At 54.2% G+C, this 15112-nt stretch carries 18 protein-coding genes and 1 tRNA gene; 4 read left to right on the forward strand and 15 right to left on the reverse strand.

Going from position 1 to position 15112, the window contains the following annotated elements:
* The first annotated feature begins 38 nt into the window (after positions 1–38).
* The gene (locus BLQ59_RS16210) at positions 39–215 is read left to right on the forward strand and encodes a hypothetical protein (protein WP_218122887.1); all 177 of its coding nucleotides are present in this window, start codon (positions 39–41) and stop codon (positions 213–215) included.
* A gap of 218 nt (positions 216–433) precedes the next feature.
* Here the strand turns inward: BLQ59_RS16210 and BLQ59_RS08450 are convergent, their stop codons facing one another.
* The 15 genes from BLQ59_RS08450 to BLQ59_RS08515 all read right to left on the reverse strand — a co-directional run bounded on the left by BLQ59_RS08450 (position 434) and on the right by BLQ59_RS08515 (position 12205).
* A complete protein-coding gene (locus BLQ59_RS08450; RefSeq protein WP_074572429.1) occupies positions 434–865 on the reverse strand; it encodes a transcriptional regulator PerR in 432 nt (143 codons plus the stop codon).
* A 130-nt stretch (positions 866–995) separates the two neighbouring features.
* Complete coding sequence (locus BLQ59_RS08455; protein ID WP_074572430.1) at positions 996–1919, reverse strand: hypothetical protein; 924 nt, start codon at positions 1917–1919, stop codon at positions 996–998.
* 74 nt (positions 1920–1993) lie between these two features.
* Complete coding sequence (locus BLQ59_RS08460) at positions 1994–2932, reverse strand: cation diffusion facilitator family transporter (RefSeq protein WP_074572431.1); 939 nt, start codon at positions 2930–2932, stop codon at positions 1994–1996.
* A gap of 59 nt (positions 2933–2991) precedes the next feature.
* On the reverse strand, positions 2992–3420 hold the full coding sequence (locus tag BLQ59_RS08465) for a hypothetical protein (protein ID WP_074572432.1): 429 nt from the start codon (positions 3418–3420) through the stop codon (positions 2992–2994).
* Between the two features lie 110 nt (positions 3421–3530).
* Positions 3531–4538, reverse strand: coding sequence for a hydrogenase expression/formation protein HypE (hypE, locus tag BLQ59_RS08470; protein ID WP_074572433.1), 1008 nt, complete (start codon positions 4536–4538; stop codon positions 3531–3533).
* The gene (hypD, locus tag BLQ59_RS08475) at positions 4528–5643 is read right to left on the reverse strand and encodes a hydrogenase formation protein HypD (RefSeq protein ID WP_074572529.1); all 1116 of its coding nucleotides are present in this window, start codon (positions 5641–5643) and stop codon (positions 4528–4530) included. The genes hypE and hypD overlap by 11 nt, the downstream gene beginning before the upstream one ends.
* A 5-nt stretch (positions 5644–5648) precedes the next feature.
* Positions 5649–5885, reverse strand: coding sequence for a HypC/HybG/HupF family hydrogenase formation chaperone (locus BLQ59_RS08480; protein ID WP_014423448.1), 237 nt, complete (start codon positions 5883–5885; stop codon positions 5649–5651).
* Between the two features lie 182 nt (positions 5886–6067).
* Entirely contained in the window at positions 6068–6658 is a 591-nt protein-coding gene (locus BLQ59_RS08485) for a HyaD/HybD family hydrogenase maturation endopeptidase (RefSeq protein WP_176756766.1), read from the reverse strand.
* Positions 6659–6673: 15 nt separating this feature from the next.
* Positions 6674–7330, reverse strand: a complete 657-nt coding sequence (gene hypB / locus BLQ59_RS08490) for a hydrogenase nickel incorporation protein HypB (protein WP_074572434.1) — start codon at positions 7328–7330, stop codon at positions 6674–6676.
* Positions 7331–7332: 2 nt separating this feature from the next.
* The gene (gene hypA, locus BLQ59_RS08495) at positions 7333–7674 is read right to left on the reverse strand and encodes a hydrogenase maturation nickel metallochaperone HypA (RefSeq protein ID WP_041914502.1); all 342 of its coding nucleotides are present in this window, start codon (positions 7672–7674) and stop codon (positions 7333–7335) included.
* Between the two features lie 93 nt (positions 7675–7767).
* Entirely contained in the window at positions 7768–7896 is a 129-nt protein-coding gene (locus BLQ59_RS16400) for a hypothetical protein (protein ID WP_256324647.1), read from the reverse strand.
* 128 nt (positions 7897–8024) lie between these two features.
* The gene (locus tag BLQ59_RS08500) at positions 8025–8270 is read right to left on the reverse strand and encodes a heavy-metal-associated domain-containing protein (protein WP_014423443.1); all 246 of its coding nucleotides are present in this window, start codon (positions 8268–8270) and stop codon (positions 8025–8027) included.
* A gap of 221 nt (positions 8271–8491) precedes the next feature.
* On the reverse strand, positions 8492–9187 hold the full coding sequence (cybH, locus tag BLQ59_RS08505) for a Ni/Fe-hydrogenase, b-type cytochrome subunit (protein WP_014423442.1): 696 nt from the start codon (positions 9185–9187) through the stop codon (positions 8492–8494).
* Between the two features lie 20 nt (positions 9188–9207).
* Positions 9208–11115 carry a nickel-dependent hydrogenase large subunit gene (locus BLQ59_RS08510; RefSeq protein WP_074572435.1) on the reverse strand — a complete coding sequence of 636 codons (1908 nt, stop codon included), beginning with the start codon at positions 11113–11115 and terminating at the stop codon, positions 9208–9210.
* A 16-nt stretch (positions 11116–11131) separates the two neighbouring features.
* Complete coding sequence (locus BLQ59_RS08515) at positions 11132–12205, reverse strand: hydrogenase small subunit (RefSeq protein WP_074572436.1); 1074 nt, start codon at positions 12203–12205, stop codon at positions 11132–11134.
* Between the two features lie 420 nt (positions 12206–12625).
* Here BLQ59_RS08515 and BLQ59_RS08520 point away from each other — a divergent pair.
* The 3 genes from BLQ59_RS08520 to BLQ59_RS08530 all read left to right on the forward strand — a co-directional run bounded on the left by BLQ59_RS08520 (position 12626) and on the right by BLQ59_RS08530 (position 14707).
* A tRNA-Ala gene (locus BLQ59_RS08520) sits at positions 12626–12701 on the forward strand.
* 64 nt (positions 12702–12765) lie between these two features.
* A complete protein-coding gene (locus BLQ59_RS08525; RefSeq protein WP_074572437.1) occupies positions 12766–14103 on the forward strand; it encodes an MFS transporter in 1338 nt (445 codons plus the stop codon).
* 76 nt (positions 14104–14179) lie between these two features.
* Positions 14180–14707 carry a hypothetical protein gene (locus tag BLQ59_RS08530; protein WP_074572438.1) on the forward strand — a complete coding sequence of 176 codons (528 nt, stop codon included), beginning with the start codon at positions 14180–14182 and terminating at the stop codon, positions 14705–14707.
* Positions 14708–15112: the final 405 nt, after the last annotated feature.

Genomic DNA, 15112 nt, shown 5'->3' on the forward strand with positions numbered 1-15112 from the left:
ACAGCAAAAGCACTCCCCCGTGAACCCAAGAAACGGAATTGACAATCAGCATGAATCGTTGCTCCCGTAACAAGAACATCGATGTAATTGCGACTTCCAGCCGGAACATATCTGCAGACACAAACGAAGCTTTGGGTGGAGGCGGGGATGCTTATTCGCCGACGGAACGACTGCCTGAACGAAGTGAAGGCTGGCCCGCAAACAGACGTTGCTAAAAATTGAGATGAACATACGCGCCGCCGGCCTGCCCGGCGCAGGTCGCTAGAAACTGCGTACTTCTGCTGGCGGGTCATTTAGTGGAGCGGCGAAGAAGTATCCCCGCCTCCGCCCCACAAATCTGTAACCAATTGCGTTTAAGCCTGCACTCACAAACTGCAATTCAGCACGAAAGCCCGCTGACATTTTCGTCAGCGGGCTTTGTTTTTGGAATATCTCAGATTTCCTGACAGGCCGGGCAGATGCCGTAGAAGTAGTACTGCTGGCCGGTGAGCTGATAGCCGGTTTCACCGGTGACCTGCTGGCTGAATGCCTCCGTAGGCAGTGTCTTCACATCATCCACCCGCCCGCATTTGATACAATGTATATGCGGATGCGGATGGACTCTGGCATCGTAGCGGAAAGAATCCTCCCCAACGTTGAGTTCCTGGGCAATGCCCACCTCGCAGAAGATCTTCAGCGATTTATAGACCGTAGCCAGACTCATCGTGGGATAATCCGACAGGAGTTCCTGATAGATATTTTCGGCGCTGGGATGTACCGTCGTATGACCTAGCGCGCTGTACACCGCCAGACGCTGGGGCGTGACCTTGAAACCGCGCTCCCGCAGGCGCGCAGTCACTTCCTTCGGCTTCAATGGTGGACGCATAAGATTCCTTCTTTCCGTAGCAACAAATAATAATTATTAGTTAGCATCTATTTTAATAATTTTACTCATCCCTGTCAATAAGCAGGCAAAAAAATGAGGAAACCGTCTCCATGCGGTTTCCTCATTTGCTTTACTCAGCCGTCGTTGCAACGCCGTAAAGTGTCGTATCATTCTTGGTCTGAATGTAGAATTCCGTGCCAGCCGGCAGGTCAATGTTCTTGCCGTTGACAAAAGCACCGCCAATCACGCCGATAGGCCCGAGGAGGACAATGCCGGCCAGGCTGGCCCCGGCAGCCATGGCCAGGTTCTTCATTTCCTTCTTGGATTCCTCACCCATAAAGGTGGCCACATAGGTGCCATCAATGGACTTGGTCTGCTTGTAGTCGATGTCGAGCTTGGCATTGCGGCCGAAGTTCTTGGCCTGTTTCACATTGGTAACCGTGCCATCTCCCGGTTCGCCCTTGGCAAAGACCAGCTTGCCATCGACGATGACATCGGCAGCCACCTTATAGCGAATGGCATCGCCCTTCTTGAGGTTCTTCGTGTTCACAGGATCTACCAGTGCTACCTTGATCAGCGTATTCTTCGGCACGCTGACCTTTTCCATGGGCAGCTGCGTCGTGCCGAAGGAAGCATTGGCCAGGTCGGAAATGCGTTTCTTGTAAGTGCCGTCGCTGGTCTGGCCGTTGATGGTCATCTCCATGTCCGCCACGCGTTTTTCCACGGAGTTCATGCTCGCTTCGTGGTCGATATTCCACTCGATGGCGTTGAGCTGGGCCAGGACAGAAGGCTGGCCATTGTTCTTGTATACTTCATCGTAAAGGGCATCCACGCGGGCCATCATACTGCCCGTGCGGTGCGTGCCGTCATAGTCCTTCTCAAGCTTATTGATGCGATCGAGGATGGCCCCGGTCTGCTCCGTGCCATAGGTATCCTTCTCCATGACAGCCAGCTTTGCCTGCACCGTTTCCGGGGTAGCGGCGCTGCCAATCCCCGTAGAGGTCAGGATTAACATAGCCGACAGGAAGCCGGCACATATCTTGCGGAATTTCATAAATGTTCCCCCATTCGTTTTTCTAAAAATCTCAGCTTTTATTCTACCATATTTTTGCATATTTTTCTTAAAAACTAGTTAGAAGCCTCAAGTTTTTCCTGCTTTTTGGCCAGCTCATACTGCTCAGCCTTGGTTTCCGGGGCATGGTAGCCGGCCGGCTCGGGATGGATCAGGATATCGAAGGCACCGAATTCGGCGCGGATGGCCTCCTCGAGCTCATCGCAGATGGCATGGACCTGCGCCAGATGCATATTGCCGTCAAAGAGCACATGGACGTCCAGGAGCTTATAAGAACCGGACTTACGCGTGCGCAGGCAGTGGCAGCCCTTAACCTCCGGGATTGCATCGATGATGGCCATGATGCGGTTTTCCTGTTCCTCAGGCAGGCTCACGTCCGTAAGTTCCATGGTGGAATCCACGACCATCTTCCAGCCCTCGCGGAAGATGATCAGGGCCACGACAATGGCGATGGCCCCATCGAGCCAGGCCCAGCCCGTGAACTCCATGAGGATGAGGCCGGCCATGACGCCTACGGATGTCCAGACATCGGCCCGCAGGTGCAGTCCATCGGCCTCAAGGGCCTGCGATTCAGTGAGTTTGCCCACCTTGATCAGGCGGCGGGACACGATGAGGTTGATGACGATGGAAACCAGCATGATGGCCACGCCGAAATGCAATAGTTCAGGCACCTTGTCCTGCCCCAGATGTTCAAAGGCCTCATAGACGATTCCCCCGGCCGCGGCTACGATCAGCAGGGCCTCCACCGCCGCCGACAGGTTCTCGAACTTGCCATGACCGTAGTCATGCTCCATGTCCGGTGGCGTGACGGACTTTTTCACCGCCCAAAAGGCAATCAGGGAAGCCACGAGGTCCACGCTGGAATGCAGGGCCTCGGAAATCAGGCTCACCGCCCCCACCCAGACGCCCACCAAGAGCTTCAGCAGCACCAGCACGGTGTTGGAAATAATGGACAAATAAGCAGTGTCTTTTTTCAGAACGTCTATCTCTGTCATAGTAACCTCCAATCTATATAGCAAAAGCCTCTCCCCAATCGGGGAGAGACTTCAGACATTCAATTTCCTTTGCGGGGCTGCTCGTAGATGAAGTCCACCACGGTCTGCATGGGAGAGGTCTCCACAAAGGGCAGTTCCGGGGATACGTCTTTATTCTCTTCTACGACCTTCTTGGTATCATAGGCCTGCACCTTGCAGGAAAGGGTACGATAGACCATCTTTTCCTTGTTGAATTCCATCAGATAGGTATAGCAGCGGTTCGTGCGTGCCTTGATGACAGCCACGCGAGCCCGCACGATCTCATAGTCCTTCTTCTTGCCATCCGGCTGCAGCTCTGCACGCGTGGCATAGTTGATGGATTTCGTGTCCACATAGTAGCCAGTCGGGCCCGTGGCATCCACAAACTCCATATTCTCCATGGCAAATGCCGCAGGCATGGCCAACAATAAAAGGCCGCACAGTAACGGCAAGATCCGCCCTAATTTCATTGATTTCGCTTCTTTCTATAATTCGTGCTTTAATTTCTACTCGAACAAAACTCATTATAGCGAAAAAGATTGCTTCATGCAAGGTTGTTTACCATGAGCCACAAAACAGACTAACAGATCCGCGGCACGATGTTTCCGAGCGGCATATCCACGACGCGGATGCCGCCGATGGCCGTACGCAGGCCGACAGTTCCAGGGGCCTCAGCCGTCACCTCGCCAATGACGCGTGCATCCTGGCCATAGGGACTGGTGCGCATGGCCTTGAGAACTTTTTCGGCGCTTTCGGCGGGCACAAAGGCCACACATTTGCCCTCGTTGGCCAGATACAAGGGATCGAAACCGAGCATGTCGCAGACGCCCTGCACCTCGGGATGGATGGGAATCTCATCCTCGTCGATCAGGATGCCGCAGTGCGAGGCCGCCGCGATCTCATTGAGCACCGCCGCCACGCCGCCGCGGGTGGGATCGCGCAGCACGGCGATATCCGGTGCCGCCTCGAGCATGGCCTTCGTCATCTTGTTTAGCGGCGCGCAGTCCGTCTGCACGCTGGCGGGCAGGTTGATGTTATGCCGCCCGGCCATGATGGCCGCCGCATGGTCGCCGATAAAGCCGGAGAGGATGACTTTCATGCCCGTTTTGACTTTTTCCGGACTGATATCCGTACCCGGAATCTTGTCGCCGATGCCGGCCGTGTTGATGAAGATGCCATCAGCCTTGCCCTTTTCCACGACCTTCGTATCGCCCGTGGCAATGACCACACCGGCTTCATCGGCCATCTTGCGCATGGTAGTCACGATGGTCTGCAGGTCTTTGATGGGGAAACCTTCCTCGATAATCATGCCCACGGAAATATAGCGCGGAACCGCGCCGGTCATCGCCAAATCATTGACCGTGCCGCAGATGGCGAGCTTGCCGATATTGCCGCCCGCGAAGAACAGCGGCTGCACCACATAGGAATCCGTGGTAAAGGCCACTTCCCCACTCATCTTCACCAAAGCCCCATCATGGAGCGTATTGAGCACCGGATTGCCGTAAGCCGGCAGGATCACCTGCTCCATGAGTTCCTGACTCACCTTGCCCCCGGCACCATGGGCCAGGGTTACTCTATCATTTGCCATATGCAAACCTCCCTTGACCATATTTATACCAGGCAGCACAGACGCCCTCCACCGACACCATGCAAGGGCCGATAGCATGCGTGGGCACACAGGCCTTGCCAAACAGCGGGCACTCCTTCGGCGTCACGATGCCTCTGAGCACCTCACCACAACGGCAGGCCGTCTTTTTCGTGATGGTCTCCACCTCAACAGGCAGGACCTGCTCGATATCGAAGCGGGCGTATTCGTCCCGCATCTTCAGCCCGGACAAGGGCACGACGCCCATGCCACGCCAGCCGGTATCACAGGGCTCATAGACCTTGTTCGTGATGGCCATGGATACCGGATTGCCCTCGGGCTTCACCACATCGGTGTACTCATTTTCCACTTTGGCCTCGCCCTTCACCACCTGCTGCACGAGACGGTAAAGCCCGCGCAGGATCTGCACCGGCTCAAAGCCCGTGACCACACCGGGCACATGATATTTCTCTATGACCGGCTTATAGACGCCAGTCCCCGTGACCACCGAAACATGCCCCGGCAGGATGAAGCCATCCACATGGACTTCTTCATCATTGAGCAGGACTTCCATCACCGGCGGCACGAGCTTCTGTGCCGAAAGCATAAAAAGATTCGTGATTCCCTGCTGCTCCGCGGCCAGCACCGTCGCGGCCGCCGTGGGCGCCGTGGTCTCAAAGCCCACGGCCAGGAAGATGACCTTCTTGTCGGGATTGTCTTTGGCAATCGCAATGCTGTCCATGGGGGAATAGACAATGCGAATATCCGCCCCTCCCGTCTTGGCCTCGTTCAGGCTCGACTTGGAACCCGGCACTTTGAGCATATCCCCAAAGGTCGCAATGATCACATCATCACGCTGAGCATAGGCAATGGCCTTGTCCATATAATCATCCGGCGTCACGCAGACCGGGCACCCCGGCCCGGACACCAGCTCCACCGTTTCCGGCAGCATCTGCCGCAGGCCTGCGCGGAAAATCGCCACCGTGTGCGTGCCGCAGACTTCCATGAAGCGCAGTTTGCGCCCCGTGGTGACGGCCAGTTCCCCGATTTTCTGCACGAGTTCCTGAGCAAACTCCCGCTCCTCGGTTTTCGTCAATTTCTCCTTCATTTCCGTCACAGCTTATCCACCGTCCTCGGCGCGCCACGCATCTCCGCCATCAGCGCATAGGTCTCCTGCGCGTCCTTCTCCTCGACCTTCTGCATGGCAAAACCAGCATGCACGAGGACATAGTCCCCAATCTGCGTCTCCGGCAGCAGCATCAGGCTCACATCACGCGTAACCCCCGCAATATCCACCGTGCCCATGGCATCCTTTATCTCAATCACTTTGGCAGGAACAGCCAAACACATAAAACATACCTCCCAAAAAGAACTAGCTAAAAGTTGCTCGGCTGGTGGTGACGGATATATTGGGACGAAGCGTTTGACCGATAGCGTAAAGAAATTATTTTTTACGGACATAAGGCAAAAAATAATTTTAGCTATAGGTCTAAGCGCAGACACAATATATCCGTCACCACCAGCCCAAAGCATTATCTCGTAGCCGAGAAATCCTCTGCCACTTTATTGTAGTCCATATCTTCAACGCCAGTCCGTAACTTCGGCACTATCCCCCATTTTTTGAGTTCAGAAAGTGCCTGTTCCACCATCTGTGGCAAAAGCTTCATCATGCCGTCAGACAGTTCCACGCCGGCTTCCACATCGTAGGGCTGGGCGCCAATCACGATCACGTCGGGTATCTTATGCCCCGTGACCGTGAGCAGACCGAGCACATCCTGAATGCCGACCTCATGGGCCGAGAGTTTGTCCTGAAAATGCTCCATCACATCATCGTTATGGAAGCGGAAAGTAGTACCCGGTTCAGCCCCGCCATTGATGGAGTCAATCACCAATAACTTTTCCGTCCCCGTCACATACTGCGTGAGCTCAATGCCGAGCGTTCCGCCGTCCACGATCTGCACGTTATCAGGGAATTCATAATGCTTGTCGAGGTATTCTGCCACGCGCACGCCGAAGCCTTCATCCCGCAGGATGATATTACCGATGCCCAGGATCGTCACTTCATTCTTATAGAGCACATTGTCCAAGGGCGATGTACCGCCTGCCGTAAAAATATCTGCCATTTCTTTCTTCCTCACTTATCCCTGTTTTGCCGCAATCTTCCCCAGCAGCCAGTCGCACCAGGCATCAATGCCATCGCCTTTCGTGCAGGACACCTCCAGCACATCGATTCCCGGATGCAGGCTCGTGATATCCTTCTTGGCCGAATCCATATTGAAATTGCAATAGGGTGCCAGATCTACTTTGTTAATCAGCGCGATCTCGCTTTCCTTGAACATCAATGGGTATTTGAGCGGCTTGTCATCACCTTCGGTCACCGAAAGCACCACGGCACGGGCATCCTCGCCCACGGGGAATTCTGCCGGGCACACGAGGTTGCCGACGTTTTCGACCACCAGCAGGTCCAGCTCGTCGAGGTTCATCTCCTTGACGGTCTTCTGCACCATGTTGGCATCGAGGTGGCAGCCACCCGCCGTATTGATCTGGATCACGGGCACGCCGTACTTATCGATGCGCTCCGCATCCTTGCTCGTGAAGAGGTCACCTTCGATAACCGCCATATTGATCTTGTCCTTCAGGCGTTCCATGGTCTTTTCGAGCACGGAAGTCTTGCCGGCACCCGGCGAACCCATGAAATTCAGCACAAATACCTTCTTATCCGCAAACATGGCCTGATTCTCGGCAGCCAGCCGGTCGTTTTCCCCTAAGATATTCTTGATAACCTTGATTTCCATATTCAGTCAACCTCCAGATATTCCACCTGCATCTCCCGGCCGCTGATGGTCGTAAGCACGCCATTCTCGCATTCGGGACACCAGAAGTCATAATGTTCAATATGATATTCTTTGCCGCATTTGCTGCACCTGCCCACGAGTGGCACATGCTTTATCTTGAGCTGCGCGCCTTCGGCAATCGTGCCTTGCACCAGCATGTTGAAGGAAAATTCCAGGGAATCCACCTCCACGCCGGACATCTCTCCGAGCAGCAGACCGATCTCATTGATTTTTTTGGCATCGTTCTCCTTTGCATAGTCCAGAGCAATATCCAGGATGCCTTCGGCAATGGCCATTTCATGCATTTCTTCCACCTCATCCGTCAGCCTATCGGCTGCCACTGCCCGGGGTGTCCACTGGACACCCGCGGCTTCGCCGCCCCCTCAAGGGGAAGGCTTTTAATTCGCATCTTTTTGGGAGAGTTCCCCCAGCGGATACATAATGAAAACGCCTCCCCCGCCCTTGGGGGTGCCATCCTGCTGGCAATCACCATTTCGCGGCGAATATGCCGCCATCTGCTTCGTCATCGTCAGTCAGCATAGCAATCGCTATGCTTCCATCCTCTTCCTTGCATCTGACAACATCTTCACCACGAAATTTGGACAATTGCCAACAGGACGGCACCCCCCGGCAGGGAAGGCGTAATCCAAAGCTGTTACAGGATGGCATCCAATCCGCGATTGTTCAAAGCCTTCAGGATCTCTCCGAGCTTCGTCTTCTCCGGATTGTAATCCACCGTCGTCTCACCATCGTGGGCATGGATGTGAACATACAGAACCCCGGGCATTCCCAAGAGCTCTTTTTCCACTTCCTGAGCAATCTCCTCAGTATAACCATGCACCGTAAACTGCAGGCGGGTATTCGAAGCACCCTCATGCCCGCAACCACATTCTTTACACATGGGCAAAGCCTCCTTTATTGAATCAAATCGTGCGTTATCGTTGCCCGGCGCTCAAGGAAGAGCGCCGGCGGACGTAAATCGCGTGATGCGATTTCAGTCCGCTGTTTCGCCTGTGCCCGTAAGGGTATTTGGTACTTTTCTTTGCACCAAAGAAAAGTACAGAAATTACGCACTAACTATAACCGCTAGCCAATCTTGCCCAGTGGTCAGTAACAAAAGACTTATTTCAGCGTCCCATCGAGATGCCCAGCATCTCTCGGTTCATGCGCCAGAATCTTGCTGCCGGAGAACATCGAGGAAACCTCGCTTTCACCTTCCATGAATTCTGCACGGATAACCATGTAGAGATGCCCGATGGCAAACAGGATAATCGCCCAGGCCACATAATGATGCACGAGATGCGCCATCATTTCGCCGCCGAGCAGCGGGATTACCCAGCCGAACAAGGTGCCGCCGATGCCGAAAGGATCCGTCATGTAGTAGATGCCGAAACCCGTGAGAATCTCGATGAACACCAGTACATACAGGAACGCATAGGAACAGCGTGCCAACGGGTTACGCAGATAAGAAGCATGCTCCGATCTCAGGAACATATAATGCAGTGCCACATCTACTGTATTGCTGTAGAAATATCCCTTCCACACATGGGGGAACAGCCGATCACCAGGATTGATGATAAAGCCGTAGATTTTCAGGATAAACGCGGCACTAAACAGATAGGCTGCCAGGAAATGGATATTGCGGATGTTATCTACCGTCATGCCAGAGAACGTCGGCTCTGCGGAATAGATAATCCATGGGCTGGTGATCATCAGGCCTGTAGCGAACAGCACGCAGATGCTCACCACCATAATCCAGTGAAAAATCCGCAGCCAGGGACTAAACAGGTAATATTCCCTGCGAACTACTTGTTTCATAGCCTTTTCCTTTCTGCAGATTACTTGTCAACGCGGGTACCAGAATAGGGATCCGTGGTAATGACATTGATCTTTTCACCCTTGGCATTGAACATATGAGTTGCACAAGCCATGCAGGGGTCGAAGGAGCGGACAACCTTGACGATTTCCAGCGGTTTATCGGGAATCTTCACCTGGGTATCCTTCATGGCCATCTCATAGGCGCCATTGCCTGCATTATCGTCACGCGGGCAGGCATTCCAGGTCGTCGGCACGATGCACTGGTAATTGAACGTCTTGCCATCCTTGATATGGATGTAATGGGACAGTGCGCCGCGCGGTGCCTCATAGATACCAACGCCCTTGCAGTCCTTCGGCCAGGTGCTGATTTCCCATTTATCAGAGTTGGCAACCTTCGTATCGCCGGACTTGATGTTGGCGATGAGCTTGTCAAAGAAGAACTTGTTGATTTCTGCAGCTAGCTGCGCATCAAGCGCACGAGCAGCCGTACGGCCAACCATGGTCGGCAGCCAGACTTCCGGAGCCAGGCCGAGCACCTTGGAAACCGCATCGAGCTGGTCGAGCATCATCTTCTCTGCCCAGGTCATATCCGGCAGCAGGCCCTTCTTGGCCTTGGTGTAGATGATGATATAGCGGGCCAGCGGGCCGACTTCGCAGAGCTTGCCTTTCCATTTCGGCGTCTTCAGCCAGGAATATTTGCCGCTCTCATTGAGCGCCTTCCAATCCGTCGCCGTGCCCTCTTTAGGACCGGTGAACTTAGGCGAAGTAACGCCTTCCCAAGGATGCAGGTCTTTCTTCCCAGCAGGATACTCATACCAAGAGTGCTCAACGCCCTCCGTAATATTTTCCGTCGTGACATCTTCTGCCGTTACCTCCGAGAACTTCGCAGCGGCCAGGCCCTTGCCAAAGTCTTCAACTACGCCGTTGCAGCGGATGAGCAGGTTCTTGAAGAAACCGCCATCGCTCGTGCCCGTGTAGCCTTCAATCGGGTAGGAACCATAGCCCAGCACGCAGGTCTTGGCCATGCCGCCGCCATCAACGCGGCCAGCCTTGACATAGGCTGCACCGATTGCCAAAAGATCCGGCAGATAGTAGTTGTTCACGAGGCTTCTGCCCATATTGATGGCGCGGTCCACAATCTCGAGGCGGGCCGTATTGACCGGTGCATTACCATCGTCGAGGGAAATGGAGCAGGGCATACCGCCGACCACATAGTGCGGATGCGGGTTCTTGCCACCAAAGATAACATGCGGCGTAACGAGTTCACGCTGCTTGTCGAGCATCTCAAGATAATGTGCCACAGCCATCAGATGAACTTCCGGCGGCAGCAGTTTGTAATCAGGATGATCCCACCAGTTGGCGGAGAAGATACCGAGCTGACCGCTTTCCACGATAGCCTTTACCTTGCCTTTGATCTGTTCAAAGTACTGAGGCGTAGCAGCCGGGAAATCATGCTCATAGGCTTCCGTCACGGAAGTCTCCGGCGCACGGAAAGGCAGTTTGTAAGCATTCAGCACCGTATTCTGGAGGTTGGCCGTAGCAATGGCATCAGCAGCCAGAGCCTCTACCGGGCTCACCCAGTCCAGCGCGTGCAGATGATAGAAATGCACGATATGGTCCTGTACGGTCAGCGTAGCGGCCATGATGTTACGGATATAGTTGGCATTTTTTGGAATGGCAATGCCCAGTGCATCTTCAACGGCACGGACAGCACCCAGGGCATGTGCCGTGGTGCACACACCGCAGATGCGCTGGATATAAGCCCAGGCATCACGCGGATCGCGATCCTTCATGACCAGTTCCAGACCACGCCAGGCGGTACCGGAGGAAACGGCGTCTGTGACCTTGCCCGTTGCTTCATCAACCTGAACCTCGACACGAAGATGACCTTCGATGCGGGTTACGGGATCTACTACTACATGTTTCATTTATTCACCTGCTCCCTTATTCCTTATGTTCTTCCGCTTCGCGTTTCTGCTTCTGGATGACGCTCATCGCACCGTGGACAGCTACGCCGGCAGCCGTACCAACGGCCATAGCAGCACCAATCTTATCCACATTGCCCAGCGGTCCATACTCCGGCATCCGGGTGGTCATTGGATCTTCCTCCCAGAAATGCGCGTTGGAGCAGCCAATGCAGGGAGCACCGGACTGGATCGGATAGCTCATGCCCTGGAACCAGCGCAGATTGCCGCAGGAGTTGTAGGTCTCGGGGCCGCGGCAGCCCAGCTTGTAGAGACACCAGCCGGCTTTCGCACCGGCATCGTCGAAGCGTTCCGCAAACATCCCGGCATCGAAGAAGGGACGGCGGTAGCAGGTATCATGGATGCGGTTGCCATAGAACTGTTTGGGACGGCCTTCGTTGTCAAGCGGCGGCACCGTACCAAAGAGAGCGACATGCATCACGACGCCCGTCATGACTTCCGGAATCGGCGGGCAGCCCGGCACATTGATTACCGGCGTTTTGCCTGTAAAATGCGCGATACCAGAAGAACCCGTCGGATTCGGTTTGGCAGCCTGGATACCACCGGACACCGCACAGGTACCATAGGCGATAACTGCCGCTGCATTATGCGCAGCATGCTGCAGCGTTTCGATGAAAGGCTTGCCACCGGACATGCAGAAGACACCGTTGTCCTTCGTGCAGACAGCGCCCTCTACGCACAGAATGTACTGTCCCTTGTACTTGTTGATGGTTTCTTCCAAATGTGCCTCGAAAGGCTCGCCGCTGGCGGCACTCAGAAGGTGGTCATACTCCAGCGCGATCTGGCTCAGTACCAGATCGGATGCCAGAGGCGCACCGGAACGGATGAAGGACTCATCGCACCCCGTGCATTCATGGCCATGAATCCAGACTACTACCGGCAAAGGCTTCTTTTCGGCAGCTTCCACCACCTTGGACACCTGGTCCGTGCTGAGTCCCATAAGGGAAGTCAGAGCTACGCAAGATTTTACGAAGCTGCGGCGGCTCATGCCTTTTCTGAGATATACATCCCACATACTCTCCCGTTTGTCCACTTTTTTACCTCCTCTTGATTATCCTTGCAATAATTGCTTTCGATTCAAACATACCACCGGCTCGTTTGTGGTATCATAAAGAAAATCTATTAGCGAACTCTTTTATTATACGCTGAAAAAATAATAAATGCTATATCCATAAGTATAATAATTCGCTATAAATTTAATTTATTTTGCTTATGCAATAAAGCAAGAATATCCTTTGATAAACTGGACTAATAACGCCCATATTCCATAGGTCTACTGTTTTCCCTTTTCGCCAATGCCCATCCTTTTTCCTGCTACGAAAAAACATTTTAAAATAAAATTATTACGAAATACAGATGATGAAACACAAATTTCTGCCGCACCCTTGTCAAACAATAACAAACGCGGTATACTGAAAAAGGTTCAGAAATGAACTGCTATTATTATCAATTTGGGGACGTAGCTCAGCTGGGAGAGCACCAGGTTCGCAATCTGGGGGTCGAGGGTTCAATCCCCTTCGTCTCCACCAAAAAGAAACCTATAGGCTGTGAAGGAAATCTTCGCAGCCGTTTTTACATATCGGAGAAACCATTATGGAACGCAGAATCCTTTTCACCATCATGCTGACCTCATTCCTCACGCCGTTTGCCGGCAGTGCCTTGAATCTGGCACTGCCTTCTTTGGGTGCAGCATATGGAGCGAGTCCGGCCCAACTGGGCTGGGTGCTCGGCAGTTTCCTGCTAGCGGCCATCGTGGTGCTCTTGCCGTTCGGCAAGCTGGCCGACCGCTATGGCAAGCGGCGATTCTTTATCATGGGCAATGGACTGTTTGCCCTGACTTCACTGCTCGCGGCTTTTGCCCCGAACCTGCCGCTATTGATTGCGGCCCGGAGCGCCCAGGGCATTGGCTCGGCCATGACCTTTGCGACCTCCATGTCCATCCTGACCTTGGTAATCCCCAAAGCACGGCGGGGCTGGGCCATGGGCTGGAATGTGGCCGTCGTTTATACAGGGCTCACGCTTGGTCCGGTGATGGGCGGTTTCCTCAACTACTATTACGGCTGGCAGAGCATCTTCCTCGTGCTGGCCGTCATCGGTGCCACCGCGTTCCTGACCGCCCGCCGCTTCCTGCAGGAGGAATGGTACGAAGATACGAGCCCGCATTGGGACCAGAAAGGCGCCTTCCTTTACGGCGCCGCCATCCTCCTGCTTATCTACGGCCTGTCTCAGCTGAGCAGCCAGCCGCTGGCTCCCTATTTGCTGCTTGCCGGGCTCCTGCTCTTTTTCCTGTTCTGCCGCTATGAGCTCCAGCAGGAAAATCCCCTGCTGCCCATCACGCTATTGCGGGGCAATCTCCCCTTTTCCCTGTCCTGCCTGGCGGCGCTCCTGAATTACTGCGGCACCTTCGCCACGAGTTTCCTGCTCTCCTTGTACCTGCAATCCATTCTGGGGCTGACCTCCCGCAGTGCTGGGCTGATCCTGCTGTCCCAACCCATCATCATGGCCCTGCTGTCCCCGCTGATGGGCAAGCTTTCCGACAAATACGCACCGACGAAGCTGGCCGCGCTGGGCATGGCCGTTATCAGCGTGGGCCTTATGGGTTTTGCCTTTACCATCCATCACCTCGCCCTTTGGCTGATGATTCCCATGCTGATCATCACTGGCACGGGCTTTGCCCTGTTCGCCGCTCCCAACAACAATGCGATCATGAGCGCGGTGGAAAAGAAACATTACGGGCTGGCGGCCAGCCTCCTAAGTTCCACTCGGCTCGCGGGGCAGGTGCTCAGCGTCGCTTTGATGAATCTCATCCTCTCTTTGAACTGGGAAGGACTCGGCCTGCAGGAAAACCTGTTGCAGAACCTGCAGCTTGCCCTGCTTATCTTCGCCCTGCTATCAGCTGCCGGCGTGATTCCGGCCAAGATCCGTAAATAAATTGACATACTCAACCAATTGCTATATAATGAGGGCAAAAATCAGACGTTCTAATTTGTTGAAAGGAGTTTTTACGATGCAGAAGAAAAGAATCGTCCTTGCCGCTGCCCTCTGCCTTGGCCTCAGTGCCAGCTTTGCGCAGGCAAAGCCCGCAGCCGTGGGGGTTCCCAATCCGATGGTGAGCTATGACACGGTAAGCGAGGCAAAAGCCGCCGCAGGTTTCACGCCGCTCTACCTGCCGTCCATGACGGGCTACCATGTGAGCCAGGTCTGGGTGATTGCTGGCGACACCATCGACATCGAATACACCGCCGATGGCCAGGTTTCCACCAAATTCCGTCTGCGCACGGCCCGCTGCACGGAGCTGACCAACAACAACATCAGCGGCATCTACGGCGCAAAATGGCAGAAACAGGATATCGACGGCATTCCCGTAAATATCGCCCTGGTTCCCGCCGAAAGCAAAGCCTACCCCGACGGCTACGCCGCCCATTGGACCTATAACAATATGCTGTTCTCCATCAGCGCTAAAAACATCGGCAAACCCGAATTCATGCACCTGCTTGAAACCGGGCTTGTGGAACTTTCCAAGAATTATTTCTAAAAGATACTGCCTCATCTGCTACTTTCAGCGGTTCAGCCAGTTCTTGAAAATTTCAAGCAGGATTCCCACCGCCAGCGGCATCAGTAGATTGCAGTTTATCGGTTAGTTCGTGCTAAAGATATCCCGCCCATGCGTAGTCAGGGGTTCACGGGGGAGTACTTTTTCTGGCTGCGCTAAACGACCCGCTCGGCAAGGTCAACATTCCTTAGTCTGAATGCGCCGGGCAGGCCAACGGCGCGTCTTTCAACGTGCTTCCCAGTAACTTTCTGCAACGGGCCGGTCTTCGCTATGCTCAGACTGTCGCTCCACCAGAAAAAGCACTCCCCCGTTCGCCCCAAGGCACGGATTGGACAATTGGCACGAACCGTCTCTCTCGTAACAAGCACATCGATGTACTTGCGGCTT

The sequence above is a fragment of the Pseudoselenomonas ruminantium genome (assembly GCF_900104055.1).
Lineage (GTDB): Bacteria > Bacillota > Negativicutes > Selenomonadales > Selenomonadaceae > Selenomonas_A > Selenomonas_A ruminantium_C.